Source organism: Kaistia nematophila (genome assembly GCF_026343855.1).
Classification (GTDB): Bacteria; Pseudomonadota; Alphaproteobacteria; order Rhizobiales; family Kaistiaceae; genus Kaistia; species Kaistia nematophila.
Window position 1 is genome coordinate 528,222 of record NZ_JAPKNK010000001.1, and the last position, 13,681, is coordinate 541,902.

The window sequence follows — 13,681 nt, forward strand, 5'->3', positions numbered from 1 at the left end:
AAGCGCATGCGGCGCGGGTTGCACCGGACCCTGGCCTCGACGCTCGTTCTCGTCCTGGTCGGCTCCAGCGCCGGCTACGCGCAGGAGAGCGGCTTCTTCGACGGCATCCGTTCCTTCTTCGGCAAGACCAAGGAAGAGCCGGTCGCCGACGCGGTTCCCTACAAGCCGACCGTCAACGTCATCGACGCGCCGCGCGCGCTGCGCAAGGCGGTCACGGCCGCCTCCAACCTCCAGTCGATGCGGAAGTCGCCGCCGTCCGGCGCCGCCGGCCTGCTCCGTCGCGCCCGCGCCGACATCGACCAGATAACCGCCGCGCTCTACGCCAATGGCTACTATGCCGGCTCCATCCACATCACCATCGCCGGCCGTGAGCTCGACGCGCCCGACATCTTGCAGGCGATCGAGGCGGCCCGCCCGGCCGGCCCCGTTCCCGTCCAGGTCGACGTCACGCCCGGCCCGCTGTTCCATTTCGGCGAGATCACGCTGGTCGACGCCGACCATCACCGGCCGCTGGCGATGGCGCCGACGCTGAAGAGCCTGCGCATCCTGCCCGGCGAAGAGGCGAAGTCGACCACCATCCTCGACGCCGAGGGCCGGATCACCGACTTTTATCGCAAGGAAGGCCACGCCTTCGCCAAGGTGGTCGACAAGGACGTCGTCGCCGACCACGCCAGCAACCTGGTCAATGTCACCTATGTCGTCAGCCCCGGCCCGGCGGTCGCCTTCGGCCAGGTCACGGTTTCCGGAACCGAGAAGGTCCGACCCTCCTTCGTGCAGGAGCGGGTGCGCATCATTCCGGGCGAGATGTTCTCGCCGCAGCGCCTTGCCGACACGCGAAAGTCCCTGCTGAAATACGAGGCCTTCTCCGGTGTTCGCATCCGCGAGGGCGACAAGCTCGACGCCAATGGCCGCCTGGCGGTCGATGTCGAGGTGACCGAGCGCAAGCCGCGCTATGTCGGCTTCGGCGCCAAATACTCCTCGACCGATGGTTCGTCGATCAACGCCTTCTGGGGCCATCGCAACCTGTTCGGCGGCGCCGAGACCCTGCGTCTTGATGGTCAGGTTTCGTGGTTTGGCGGCAATTCCAGCGCCGTGCCGGACGCCAATCCGCTCGGCTACCGTTTCGCCGCGACCTTCGGCAAGCCCGGCATCCTGACGCCGATCGACGATCTCGTCGCCCAGGCGGCGGTGCTGCGCGAGGTGACCGACGCCTACGTCCGCGAGGCGGCGACGCTAACCGCCGGCGTGCGCCGCAATTACACCGACCAGTTCTCGGTGCAGGTCGGTCTCGATCTCGAGCAGTCGCACACGCAGGATTCGACCGGCACGCGAGACGACACCATCGTCGGCATACCGATCGACGTCGCCTACGACACCACAGACAATGCGCTCGATCCCTCCAAGGGCATCCGCGCCTCCGGCACCTTCGAGCCCTTCGCCTATCTCGGCCAGGCCAGCGCCGGGCCTATGATGTTCAAGGGCTCGCTCTCGGCCTATCGCGCCTTCGACGAGGACAAGCGCTACATCTTCGCCGGCAAGATCTCGGCCGGCACGATCTTCGGCGCCGACCTGCTCGACGTGCCGCCGCAGCGCCGCTTCTATGTCGGCGGCGGCGGTTCGCTGCGCGGCTACGACTATCAGTCGGCGAGCCCGCGCAACGCCCAGGGCGACATCATCGGCGGCTTGAGCTTCGTCACCGCTTCGGTCGAGGCGCGCGTCAAGGTCACCGACACCATCGGCATCGTGCCGTTCGTCGATATCGGCTCGGCGTCGGAGGGCTCGGTGCCCGACCTGAACGACCTTCGCTATTCCGCCGGTCTCGGTCTGCGCTATTATACCGGCATTGGCCCTGTCCGGCTTGATGTGGCGATCCCGCTCAATCCCGAGCCAGACGATGCCGGCTACGGCATCTATATCAGCCTTGGACAATCGTTCTGATGCCCCGCGCCCTCACCATCCTGCGCTGGTTCGGCGTCGGTTTCATAGCCGTCCTGATCACGCTCGTCGCCCTGTTCGGCTTCCTGCAGACCGGCCCCGGCCTGCGGACGCTGGAAAATTTCGGCAGCCGGCTCGCCAGCAGCGACGGCCTGACGGTCAAGATCGAGGGCCTGTCCGGCTTCGTGCCGTCCGACATGACCATTGCGCGGATCTCTGCCGCAGACGCCACCGGTCCGTTCGCCGAGGTCGAGAATCTGCATCTCGCCTGGCATCCGCTGTCGCTGCTTTCCGGCAAGGTCTCGATCGCCGATCTCGCCGCCGATCGCGTCTCCGTCTCGCGTACGCCCGTGCTGCCGCCTCCGCCGCCGAAGCCCGCCGGCAGCAGCAGCGGCATTCCGTTCATCCGCGTCGCGCTCGACCGGCTTGATATCGCCAGGATCGAGCTCGGCGAGCCGGTGCTCGGCATGGCGGCGACCCTCAATCTGCAGGCCTCGGCCCATCTGGTCGACCCCGCGGAGGGCCTGTCGCTCGATTTCGCGGTGCTGCGCGAGGATGCGCCCGGCGAGATCAAGGGCCGCGCCCGCTACGCCCCGGGCGACGGTACGGATTCGCTCTATCTCGACGTGACGGCGAGCGAGCCGGCCGGCGGCCTGGTCGCCCGGCTGGCGCAGATCGAGGGACTTCCGGCGCTCTCCCTCTCCGTCAAGGGCAACGCCCCGCTCGACAACTGGAATGGCAGCATCGCGCTCGACGCCGGCGCCGCCGGCCATCTCGGCGGCACGGCCGCCATCAAGCAGGTCGATAACGGCCGCCGCATCATGCTCGATCTCGCCGGCGACGTGGCCGGCCTGGTGCCGGCTACGGTGCGGCCGCTCTTCGCCGACCAGACCACGCTGATGGGCTCGGCTATCGTCGAGCCGGAGGGCCGCATTGCCATCGAAGGGCTGAATGCTACCGCTGCCGGCTTCGGCCTGGCGCTGGTCGGCAAGCTCGACACGACGGCCAGGACCGCCGACGTAAAGCTCGATCTCGTCGGTGGCGATCCGTCCCGCTTCGCCGCCTTCGCGCCCGGCGTCACCTGGTCCGGCTGGCGTCTGAACGCCGCCGTGACGGGCGCCTTCGCGACGCCCTCGGTTGACGCGACGCTCACTGTCAATGGCCTCTCCGGCGCCGGCTATGGCGCCCGCGACCTTGAGATTGTCGCCAAGACCGCGCCGGCCAGCGGTGGCGGGCTCGCCTTCACCGTCTACGGCAATGCCGCCGGCCTCACCGCCGAGGATCCCAAGGTTTCCGCAGCGCTCGGCCAGACGGCGAAGCTCTCTGCCGCCGGGTCGCTCGGCGATGCCGGCCCGGTGCTGACCGACGCCAAGGTGACGCTGGAGCCGCTCGATCTCGCCTTCACCGGCAGCGCCGCCGCCAAGTCCGTGCAGGGCGCGCTGCGCCTCGAACGGCTCAACCTCGCTGCCTTCTCCGGCCTCGCCGGCCGGCCGCTTTCCGGCAGCGCCGTGCTCGACGCCAGGATCGACGCCGATCCGTCGACCCGCCGCATCGCGCTCGACCTCGACGGCTCGTCGCAGGCGATCCATACCGGCATCGCGCAGGTCGACGGTTTCTTCGCCGGCGAGAGTCGGGTCAAGGGTTCGGTGTCGCTGGCCGAGGATGGCCGCATCGCGGTCAACGGGCTGACTCTCGCCGCCAAGGGGCTCGACGTCGCCGTCGATGGTGCAATCGAGAAATCCGCCGCCGACCTGACGGCGCGGGTGAAGCTCGCCGACCTGAAGGCGCTCGATCCGCGCGTCTCGGGCGCCGCCAATGCCGATCTCCGCTTCACCGGCGGTCTCGACGCGCTCGGCCTGGCCGGCAAGGTCGCGATCCCGTCCGGCGTCGCGATGGACAAGCCGATCGAGAACCTGACGCTTTCCGTCGATCTGACCGACCTGACGGGCCGCCCCGGCGGCACGATCGCGCTCGATGGCAAGCTGGCCGGCAAGCCCGCCAAGGGCGGTGCGAAGCTGACCTCGCTCGCCGATGGCGGCCGCCGCCTCGATGATCTCGACCTCGCCATCGGTGGCGTGCGCGCCAAGGGCGCGGCGGCGCTCGCCGCGTCCGGTCTCGTCGACGGCAAGATCACCATCGCTGCCTCGAACCTCGCCGACCTCTCGGCCCTGATCCTGACCGATATCGCCGGCCGCCTCGACGCGACCGTCGTGCTCGATGCCTCGAACGGCGCCCAGCGCGTCGCCGTCGATGCGAAGGCGGAGGGCGTCGAGGTCGCCGGCAACCGGGTCGACCGGGCCGACATCAACGCCCGCATCGTCGATCTCTCCGGCACGCCGGTGATCGACGGCAAGGCGGTTCTCGCCGGCGTCCGCGCCGGCGGCCAGGTCATCGAGAACGCGACCGTGACGGCGAAGAGCGCCGGCACCGCCACCGACGTGACGCTCGACACGGCGCTGCTCGGTTCCAGCATCAACGCCAAGGCGCGGATCGCGCCGGCCGGCGACGACACCAACATCCGCCTCGATGCGCTGAAGATCGCCCGCGCCGGCACCAATGTGACGCTGTCGGCGCCGGCCAACATCACCATCGCCAAGGGCGGCGTCACGATCGACAAGCTGGCGCTTGCGACCGGCGATGGCCGCGCCACGGTCAGCGGCAAGGCCGGCGAAACGCTCGACCTCAATGTCGACCTGCGCAACCTGCCGCTGTCGCTCGCCTCGCTGGCCGCGCCGACGCTCGACATGAAGGGGTCGCTGAGCGGCTCGGCGCGCGTCACCGGCAAGGCTTCCGGCCCCGCCGGCGACTATGATCTCAAGATCGCCAAGCTCACCAATGCCGACATCGCCAAGGCAGGCCTTGGCCCGTTCGACATCACCGCCCGCGGCAAGCTGGGGGGCGGCCGGGTCGGCGTCGAGGCGACGATCAACGCGCCTTCCGTCTCCGGCCTGACGATCAACGGCTCGGTTCCGATCGCCGGCGGCGACATGGACCTGAAGATCAAGGGCGCCATCGACCTCGCCATCGCCAATACGGCGCTGGCCACCTCGGGCGGCAATCTGCGCGGCAAGGCGGTGATCGACGCCGCGCTCGGCGGCCCGACCTCGGCGCCGCGCGCGTCGGGCAACGTGCGGGTCTCGGGCGCCAGCTACAATGACTCGCTGAACGGCATCTCGCTCTCCAACATCGAGGCGGTGCTGACCGGTTCGGACCGGGCCGTCAACGTCACCTCCTTCACGGCGCAGACCGTCCAGGGCGGGCGCATCGTCGGCAAGGGCAATATCGCGCTCGATCCGGCGCAGGGCTTCCCGGCCGCCATCGAGGTGACGCTGCAGAAGGCGACGCTGGTCAATAGCGACCTGATGCGACTGGTCTCCGACGGCAAGATCACCGTGCAGGGCCCGGTCGCGACACGGCCGAAGATCGCCGGCCAGATCAATGTCCGCAGCCTCGACATCAACATCGCCGATGTGCCGTCCGGCGGGCTGGATCCGCTCTCTGTCCGCCATGTCAATGCCGGCAAGCAGACGGCGGCGAAGGGCGGCATCCGCGCCAAGGCGCAGGCTCGCGCTGCAGCAACGGCCAAGAAGAAGACGCAGCCTGCCAGCCCCTTCGTCGCCGATCTCGACCTGCGAGTCTCGGCCCCGAACGGCGTGTTCGTGCGCGGCATGGGCATGGACGCCGAATTCGGCGGCGACCTGACGCTTCGCGGCACGACGGCCGACATGGTGACGATGGGCGGCTTCACGCTGAAGCGCGGCCGCTTCAGCGTCGTCGGCCGCCAGCTCACCTTCACCGAGGGCACGATCACCTTCAACGGCAGCCTCGATCCGGAGCTGAACCTCAAGGCCGACACGTCCGGCGGCGACGTCACGGCGAGCATCGTCATCGGCGGCAATGCCTCGGCGCCCGAGGTGAGCTTCACCTCGACGCCGACCCTGCCGCAGGACGAGGTGATCGCCCGGCTGCTGTTCGGCCGCTCGATCAGCACGCTGACCGCCGGCCAGGCGTTGCAGGTGGCGCAGACCGTTGCGCAGTTCTCCGGCGGCGGCCCCGGCGTGGTCGATTCGATCCGTCGCTCGCTCGGCGTCGACACGTTGAGCATCGGCACGGATTCAACCGGCAAGGGCGGCCAGATCGGCGCCGGCAAGCGGCTGAACGACAAGATCTATGTCGGCGTCCAGCAGGGCACGACGCCGGATTCGAGCAAGGTCACGGTCGATGTCGACCTGACCCGCAACATCCGCATCCAGGGCGCGGCCGGCGCCGACGGCTCCAACGAACTCGGCATCGGCGCGCAGTGGGATTATTGAGGGGCTTTTTCACCTCTCCCCGAGGGAGAGGTCGACGCCCGGAAGGGCGGCGGGTGAGGGGTTGTGGCCTTACCGGATAGGCTTGCTACCCATCCAATCCTCCGCCGTCATCCCTGCGGAGCAGGGATTCATGCCGGCGCTGCGTCGGAGCTTTGCGTGATGAGGCTTCGGCCGAATGGATCCCGGCTCGGAGGCCGGGATGACGCCGAGCGTGGGGGCGGCGGCGGTGCGTTTTTGCCCGCGAAGGAACCCTCACCCCAGCCCTCTCCCGCTCGCGGGAGAGGGGGGCTTGCCCGCGCTGCCTTTCTAACTCCAGCGTCGATGCGAGACGCCGGCCGAAACCCTCGCCCGCTTGCGGGAGAGGGCAGGGTGAAGGTGCTTAGCCCGGGAACAGCGTCAGGCCGCCGTCGACGCGGATCACCTGGCCGTTGATGAACTTCGAGCCATTGCCGGCGAGGAAGGCGACGGCGTCGGCGATCTCGGACGGCTCGGCGTAGCGGTTGAACGACTTGCCGGAGGAATCCATCTTGGCCGGGTCGACGACGCGGGTCGCCTGGAAGCGGGCCGACTTGGTCGGGCCGGGGCTGACGGCGTTGATGCGCACGCCTTCCTCGTAGAGCTCCTTGGCGAGGCAGCGCGTGTAGTGCACGACGGCCGCCTTCAGTGTCGAATAGACCACTTCCGGCGAACAGCCCATATGCGCCGCCGCCGAGGCGATGTTGATGACCGAGCCGCTGCCGGCGGCCACCATCGGCGGCACGAAGGCCTGGCAGACCAGCATCGTGCCGATCAGATTGTTGTTGGTGAGGACGGTGATGTCCTCGAACGAGATGTTGAGCGCGTCGTTCGGCTTCGGCTTGTTGCCGGAAGCGCCGATGTCGCCGCCGGCGCAATTGACCAGCACGTTGACGGTGCCGAGCTTGGCCTCGATCTCTTCCTTCATCTTGCTGACGGCGGCGGGGTCGCCGATATTGCCGGTGACGGCGACGGTGCGCACGCCATGCTTGGCGATCTGTTCCGCGACCTCGCCGAGATCCTTCGCCTCGCCATACTTGGCCGGTCCCGTCCATTCGAGGTCGTGGATGGCGACGTCGGCGCCGAGGCTCGCCAGCTTCTCGGCCATGGTGCGGCCGAGGCCGCGGCCCGAGCCGGTGACGAAGATGACCTTGCCGGAGAGTTCTCTGCTTGTTTCCTGGCTCATTCGCGAGCTCCTTCTGGATCTTGTGTTCGAAGTGACAAGTTGGAAATCGGTCAGCGCATGACGCCGAGGGCCTGCATGTTGGCGACGCTCCTGCGGATCATGTCGAGCTCGTACTGGACCAGCGCGCCGTCCTCGCCGCGCTCCCAGGGGGTGCGATAGTCGGCGTCGTCGGCGAGCCGGTTGCGGCGGGCCGCCTGCAGGCAGGCGGCGAGCGAGCGGGCCGGGCGCGGCGGATAGCCGTTCCACCAGTCCGCCGTCAGCAGCCGCACATGGCGGACGTCGAGCGCGCCCGGCTCCAGCACGGCGGTCAGCTGCTCGTGGTGCTCGGCGAGGATGGCGAGTACTTCGGCGAACGGCACGGCGCCGTCGCCGATGGCGCAGCGCACCAGCCGGTAGCCCTCGTCGGTGAACTGGACGTTGTAGTCCTTGAGATGCACGTGCCGGACCCAGGGCGCGATGCGGCGGGTGAAGTCGAGCGGCGCCTCGCCGACCGGCAGCGTGTTGCCGGTGTCGTAGCAGAGGCCGACGCCCCCCTCGACCTCCTCACAGAAGCCGACCAGTTCGTCGCTGGTGAAATCCTGGTGGTTCTCGATCACCAGCGTCCGGCCCTCTGCCGCCGCGCGCGGCGCGTAGAGCGCCAGCGCCGCATGCACGCCGCGCACCAGCTCGTGCCACTTGTCGCCCCAGGCGTTGCGGTCGCCGCACAGCACCGAGGTCAGGCAGACGCGGATCAGCTTGGCGTCCAGCCGCTCGGCCGAGCGGAAGGCGCTGTCGAGCGGCCCCTGGTTCAGCCCGCTGCTGATCACCGGCGTCATGCCGAGCGCGGCGAGCCGAGCCCTTAGGGCCTGCACGCCTGCATCATCCAGCGCCGCGATCCACGGCTCGAAGATTTCCAGCGTCTTCGCGCCCAGTTCTTCCGCCAGCTCGATGAAGCCTTCAAGGCCTCGCGCGCGAGAGTTGGCGCGCGGCGTGCCGTGTCCCTGCAGGCCGAGATAATAGGTCAAACCATAGGGATTCAGTCCGACTTGCAGCATGGCGCTTCCGATCCGGCGATGGGGGAGAAGGGGCGTGGCCGTCAGATCAGGCCGCCGTCGACGATGATGGATTGCTTGGTGATCATCCGGCTGTCGTCGGCGCCGAGGAACAGCACGGTGCGGGCGATCTCGTCGCCGTGCAGCACGGTGCGGATGCATTGGCGGCTGACCAGCGCATCGACGCTTTCCGGCGTCTTGTACCAGAGCGCGTATTGCTTCTCGGTCATCACCGCGCCGGGTTCGATCGCGTTGACGCGGATGTTGTCGGCGCCGAAGGCGCGCGCCAGGCTGCGCGTCAGGCCGAGCACGGCCGCCTTGGCGGTGGTGTAGGCCGGCATGTTCGGCGCGCCGCCGCGCCAGGCGATCGACGAGAAGTTGATGATCGAGCCATAGCCGAGCGCCCGCATCTGCGGCCGCACCGCCTGCGCGGTGAAGAATTGCGGGCGCAGATTGATCGACTGCGCCCAGTCCCAGTATTCCTCCGTCACGGCGTCGATCTCGTGCCGGTCGTCATTCGCCGCGTTGTTGACGAGGACGCCGATCGGCCCGAGCCTGCGCCCGACCTCGGCGACCGCCGCCTGGGTCGCGCCGATGTCGGCGAGGTCGCAGCGGAGGAAGAGCGGCTGGTGCGCCGCGCCGCCGAGTTCGTCGGCGAGCGCGCGGCCCGCCTCCTCCTGGATGTCGACGAAGGCGACCCTGGCGCCGGTTCCGGCAAAGGCGCGGACGATGTCGGCGCCGATGCCGGAGGCCCCGCCGGTGACGAAGACGACGCGCCCGGAAAGGCTGGGGTAATTCGCGAAGGTCATGGAAGGCTGGCTCGTCGGAAGCTTCTGGTCGGATGCGGTTCTTGTCAGATGAGAGTCTTGGTGGCCGGGTCGAACAGGCAGGCATGCGACATGTCGATGCCGAGCGGGATCGTCTCGCCCATGCGCGGCGCCTCGTCCGGGTCGAACCGGCCCACCACCTCCAGCTCGCCGAAGCGCATGAAGCCGATCGTCTCGGCGCCGGTCGGCTCGACCATCTCGACGGGGGCATCGACCTTGGCGACCGACGGCTTGGAGGATTTCAGCTCCGGCGAATAGCGGAAGATGTGTTCGGGGCGGACGCCGAGGATGACGTTGCGGCCGGCGATCCGTCCGGCGACGCCCTCCTGCAGCGCCAGCGTCGCGGTGCCGCCGCCCGCCGCCCTGAAGGCGACGGCCGGCCTGCCGTCCGCGTCGGTGGTGATCTCGGCCGGGATGAAGTTCATGGCGGGCGAGCCCATGAAGCCGGCGACGAACATGTTGGCCGGCCGGTCATAGACCGCCTGCGGCTCGTCGAATTGCTGCACCTGGCCCTGGTGCATGACGGCGATGCGCGAGGCGAGCGTCATCGCCTCGACCTGGTCGTGCGTGACATAGATCGTCGTCTTGCCGACGCGGTGGTGCAGCTTCTTGATCTCGGTGCGCATGTCGACGCGCAGCTTGGCGTCGAGGTTGGAGAGCGGCTCGTCGAACAGGAACAGCTTCGGGTCGCGGACCAGGGCGCGGCCCATGGCGACGCGCTGGCGCTGGCCGCCGGAAAGCTGGCCCGGCTTGCGGTTCAGGAGCGGCTCGATCTGCAGCAGCGCCGCGACCCGCTTCACCGCCTCGTCGCGCTGCGGCTTCGGCACGCCGCGGCTCTCCATGCCGAAGGTGATGTTCTCGCGCACGGTCATGGTCGGATAGAGCGCGTAGGACTGGAACACCATGGCGATGTCGCGGTCCTTCGGCGCCACCGAATTGACCAGCCGCTCGCCGATGCGGATCTCGCCGCTCGAGACGGTCTCCAGCCCGGCGATCATGGCGAGCAGGGTCGACTTGCCGCATCCGGACGGGCCGACCAACGCGATGAACTCGCCCGCCTTGGCCTCGATGTTGATGCCCTTCAGGACTTCCACGGCACCGAAGTTCTTGCGCAGGTTTCGGATGGTCAGGGACGACATGCTGGCCTCACTTGATTGCGCCTTGGGTCAGGCCACGGACGAAATATTTGCCGCCGAAGAAGTAGACGAGCAGCGGCGGCAGGGCGCCGATCAGCACGGCGGCGCTCATCACGTCATAGGCGCGGACATTGGTGCCGCTCGCCGTCAGCGCGACGAGGGCGGCGGTGATCGGCTGTTCGCGGCCGGAGGTGAAGACGACGCCGAAGAGATATTCGTTCCAGATGCCGGTGAACTGCCAGATCACGGTGACGATTAGGATTGGCGGCGACAGCGGCAGGATGATCTTGCGGAAGATCCGCCAGAAGCCGGCGCCGTCGATGCGCGCCGCCTTGATCAGGTCGTCCGGGATCGAGACGTAGTAGTTGCGGCAGAACAGGGTGGTGAACGAGATGCCCTGGATGACGTGGACTAGGATCAGCCCGTAGGTCGAGTTGGTCAGGCCGAGCTTGCCGAGGATGAAGGCCCAGGGCATCAGCGCGATCTGCCCTGGCATGAACACGCCGAGCAGCATCAGCGTGAACAAAGTCTCCGAACCGCGAAAACGCCATTTCGACAGCACGTAGCCGTTGAGCGCGCCGAGCGCCGTCGACAGGATCGTCGCCGGCACCGCCATCCAGAGCGAGTTCAGGAAGTTGCGCCGCATGCCCTCGCAGGTGCCGCCGATGCAATAGGTGCTCCAGGCGTCGGCCCAGGCGGTCAGCTGGAAGCTGCGCGGGAAGGCGATCAGGCCGTTCTGCGCGATCTCGGGCTGCTCGCGGAACGAGTTGAAGACGAGGATGACCAGCGGCGCCAGGTAGATCAGGGCGAAGAAGGTCAGGAGCGCGTAGATGATGGTGCGGCTGACGAAGTGCCGGCGGCCGGCGATCGCCGCCTCGCGGTCATGCACCGCGGCGATGGTGGCGTCAGTCATGGCGGCTCTCCTTGCGGCGGTGCCAGACGACGTAGAGCGAGTAGGGCACCAGCACCACCGCCAGCGCCGCCAGCATCATCATCGCCGCCGCCGCGCCTTCGCCGATCTGGCCGCGCTGGAACATCAGGTCGTAGACATAGATGGCCGGGAAGGTGGTCGAGATGCCGGGGCCGCCGCGCGTCAGCGCCGCGACGAGATCGAAGGTCTTGATGGCGAACTGGATCTGGATCACCGCCACCGCCAGGAAGATCGGCGCGATCACCGGCAGGATGACCTTGCGATAGGTGCGGAAGGTCGAGGCGCCGTCGATCTGCGCCGCCTTGACGAGGTCGGGATCGACCGATCGGAGGCCGGCGAGGAAGAGCGCCATGGCGAAGCCGGAGCTCTGCCAGATGCCGGTGATGATGATGGCGTAGATCGCCGTGTTGCGGTCGGAGGCGAGGGCGAAGTTGAAATCGGTCCAGCCGAGGCTGCGGACCAGCATCTGGATGCCGTCGACGGGATTGTAGAGCCAGCTCCACACCGTGCCGGTGACGATGAACGAGACGGCGAGCGGATAGAGGAAGATCGTCCGCCACATCGCCTCGCCGCGCACGCGCTGGTCGATCAGGATGGCGAGCAGCAGGCCGATGGCCATGGCGCCGACGATGTAGAAGGCGGAGAACAGGAACAGGTTGCTGTAGGCGATGTTCCAGCGCCGGTTGCTCCACAGCGCGGCATAGTTGTTGAGGCCGACGAAATCGTAGCTCGGCAGCAAGGACGAGTTGGACAGCGAGATGTACAGCGTCCAGAGCGTGAAGACGAAGATGTAGACGAAGGACGCCGCGAGAGACGGCACGAGTACAAGTACGGGCGAAGCCTTGGTCAGGCGCTCGCGCCATGTCGGCCCGACCTGGCCGCCATCCACTTCTGCTGTCGACATTGCTGACCCTGCCAATCGGAACGAAGGGGCCGGGCGCGCCGCCATGGCGCCGCGCCCGGAGACGGGTTCGTTACAGCTGGGCCTCGACAGCGTCCGCGATGGCAGTCGCGGCCTGTTCCGGCGTCATGGCGGGGGTGTTCACGAACTCGGTGACCTGGTCCATGATCGCGCCGCGCAGCTTCTGCGGGATGGTCATGTTGTGGGCCATCGAGCGCACCAGGGTGCCGGCTTCGATCGACGCCTGCAGGTCCTTCAGCGACAGCTGCTGGCAGGGGTTGAAGCCGTTCGACAGGTCGACGTCCATGCGGGCCGGGATCGAACCCTTGGCCTGGTTGAACGCGGTCTGGAACTCGGGCGACAGGATCGTCTTGGCGAGCAGCTGCTGGCCGGCGATGTAGTCGGGGTCGGTCTGCTTGAAGAAGACGACCGAGTCCGAGTTCAGGATGAAGCCGGGCTTGCCCCAGTCGGTCGGCGCCTGGCTGCAGGTATAGTCCGTGCCTTCCTTGAAGCCGGCCGCGGTCAGCAGGCCGATGGTCCAGTCGCCCATGATGTGGAAGGCGGCGTCGCCGCGGCCGACCATCGCCGACATGGTGTCCCAATCACGGCCGACCATGCCGGGATCCATGTATTTCGACGTCATCAGGCGGAGCTGGGTCAGCGCCTTGACCATGCCTTCGCTGCGCAGGGCGTCGACGTCGCCCTCGACGAAGGCCTTGCGGTAGAGGTCGATGTCCTGGCCGTAGACGACCACTTCGAACACGGTCGAATCGGTCCAGTCCGCGGTCGAATGGGCGATGCAGATCTTGCCGGCCGCGACCACCTTCTCGCAGGCGGCGTTGAACTCTGCCCAGGTCTTCGGCACCGCGTCGACGCCGGCTTCCTTCAGCACCTTCGGCGACGACCACAGCCAGTTGATGCGGTGGATGTTCATCGGCGCGGCGACCCAGTTGCCGGTCGGCTTCATCACCGCGATCAGTTCGGGGGCGACGACCTTTTCCCAGCCCTCGGCATTGGCGAGGTCATCGAGATTGGCGGTCATGCCGGTGGCGTTCCACTCGGCGATCTCCGGCCCCTTGAGCTGGACGGCCGGAGGCGCGTTGCCGGCGATCACGTCGGCGCGCAGCTTGGCGAGGGTGTTGGCCGTGTGGCCGGCGATCGAGGTCTGTTCCCACTTGCCGCCGGCGGCGGTGTACATTTCGCCGAGCTTGGCGACGGCGGCGGCATCGGAGCCGGTCGCCCATTGATGCAGCAGGTTCGTCTTGGGTTCGGCAAGAGCCGTACCGCTCAGGAGAGCGAAGGACAAAAGTCCAGCGCTCACCTTCCAAGTGAAGGTCATGGTTCCTCTCCCTAGGTGTCGCGCCCGATACTTACGACCGGTTTGCGCAGGTACTTGTTTTTGTGGC

At 68.0% G+C, this 13,681-nt stretch carries 9 protein-coding genes; 2 read left to right on the forward strand and 7 right to left on the reverse strand.

What is annotated here, in order from left to right; translation table 11 throughout:
• The first annotated feature begins 6 nt into the window (after nucleotides 1–6).
• Together OSH07_RS02475 and OSH07_RS02480 are read left to right on the forward strand one after the other, a co-directional pair.
• Nucleotides 7–1,938: an autotransporter assembly complex protein TamA gene (locus tag OSH07_RS02475; protein WP_266337015.1), complete on the forward strand. Its 1,932-nt coding sequence runs from the start codon at nucleotides 7–9 to the stop codon at nucleotides 1,936–1,938.
• Entirely contained in the window at nucleotides 1,938–6,248 is a 4,311-nt protein-coding gene (locus OSH07_RS02480; RefSeq protein WP_266337016.1) for a translocation/assembly module TamB domain-containing protein, read from the forward strand. Before OSH07_RS02475 ends, OSH07_RS02480 begins: the two co-directional genes overlap by 1 nt.
• 379 nt (nucleotides 6,249–6,627) lie before the next feature.
• Here OSH07_RS02480 and OSH07_RS02485 read toward each other — a convergent pair whose 3' ends face one another.
• From OSH07_RS02485 to OSH07_RS02515, 7 genes are all read right to left on the reverse strand, one after another.
• A complete protein-coding gene (locus OSH07_RS02485) occupies nucleotides 6,628–7,449 on the reverse strand; it encodes an SDR family NAD(P)-dependent oxidoreductase (RefSeq protein WP_266337017.1) in 822 nt (273 codons plus the stop codon).
• Between the two features lie 50 nt (nucleotides 7,450–7,499).
• Nucleotides 7,500–8,483 carry a sugar phosphate isomerase/epimerase family protein gene (locus tag OSH07_RS02490; RefSeq protein WP_266337018.1) on the reverse strand — a complete coding sequence of 328 codons (984 nt, stop codon included), beginning with the start codon at nucleotides 8,481–8,483 and terminating at the stop codon, nucleotides 7,500–7,502.
• Nucleotides 8,484–8,524: 41 nt separating this feature from the next.
• Nucleotides 8,525–9,289, reverse strand: a complete 765-nt coding sequence (locus OSH07_RS02495; protein WP_266337019.1) for an SDR family NAD(P)-dependent oxidoreductase — start codon at nucleotides 9,287–9,289, stop codon at nucleotides 8,525–8,527.
• 44 nt (nucleotides 9,290–9,333) lie between these two features.
• Nucleotides 9,334–10,446: an ABC transporter ATP-binding protein gene (locus OSH07_RS02500; protein WP_266337020.1), complete on the reverse strand. Its 1,113-nt coding sequence runs from the start codon at nucleotides 10,444–10,446 to the stop codon at nucleotides 9,334–9,336.
• A gap of 7 nt (nucleotides 10,447–10,453) precedes the next feature.
• Nucleotides 10,454–11,356 (reverse strand): carbohydrate ABC transporter permease, encoded by a 903-nt coding sequence (locus OSH07_RS02505; RefSeq protein ID WP_266337021.1) that lies wholly within the window; start codon nucleotides 11,354–11,356, stop codon nucleotides 10,454–10,456.
• A complete protein-coding gene (locus OSH07_RS02510) occupies nucleotides 11,349–12,278 on the reverse strand; it encodes a carbohydrate ABC transporter permease (RefSeq protein WP_266337022.1) in 930 nt (309 codons plus the stop codon). The genes OSH07_RS02505 and OSH07_RS02510 overlap by 8 nt, the downstream gene beginning before the upstream one ends.
• Nucleotides 12,279–12,348: 70 nt before the next feature.
• The gene (locus OSH07_RS02515) at nucleotides 12,349–13,614 is read right to left on the reverse strand and encodes an ABC transporter substrate-binding protein (protein WP_266337023.1); all 1,266 of its coding nucleotides are present in this window, start codon (nucleotides 13,612–13,614) and stop codon (nucleotides 12,349–12,351) included.
• Nucleotides 13,615–13,681 lie beyond the last annotated feature (67 nt).

What these genes read in the sequence shown, in the direction of transcription:
- OSH07_RS02485 (WP_266337017.1), bottom strand. Translation starts at nt 7,449, where the DNA reads ATGAGCCAGGAAACAAGCAGAGAACTCTCCGGCAAGGTCATCTTCGTC.
- OSH07_RS02475 (WP_266337015.1), top strand. Translation starts at nt 7, where the DNA reads ATGCGGCGCGGGTTGCACCGGACCCTGGCCTCGACGCTCGTTCTCGTC.
- OSH07_RS02505 (WP_266337021.1), bottom strand. Translation starts at nt 11,356, where the DNA reads ATGACTGACGCCACCATCGCCGCGGTGCATGACCGCGAGGCGGCGATC.
- OSH07_RS02490 (WP_266337018.1), bottom strand. Translation starts at nt 8,483, where the DNA reads ATGCTGCAAGTCGGACTGAATCCCTATGGTTTGACCTATTATCTCGGC.
- OSH07_RS02480 (WP_266337016.1), top strand. Translation starts at nt 1,938, where the DNA reads ATGCCCCGCGCCCTCACCATCCTGCGCTGGTTCGGCGTCGGTTTCATA.
- OSH07_RS02500 (WP_266337020.1), bottom strand. Translation starts at nt 10,446, where the DNA reads ATGTCGTCCCTGACCATCCGAAACCTGCGCAAGAACTTCGGTGCCGTG.
- OSH07_RS02495 (WP_266337019.1), bottom strand. Translation starts at nt 9,289, where the DNA reads ATGACCTTCGCGAATTACCCCAGCCTTTCCGGGCGCGTCGTCTTCGTC.
- OSH07_RS02510 (WP_266337022.1), bottom strand. Translation starts at nt 12,278, where the DNA reads ATGTCGACAGCAGAAGTGGATGGCGGCCAGGTCGGGCCGACATGGCGC.
- OSH07_RS02515 (WP_266337023.1), bottom strand. Translation starts at nt 13,614, where the DNA reads ATGACCTTCACTTGGAAGGTGAGCGCTGGACTTTTGTCCTTCGCTCTC.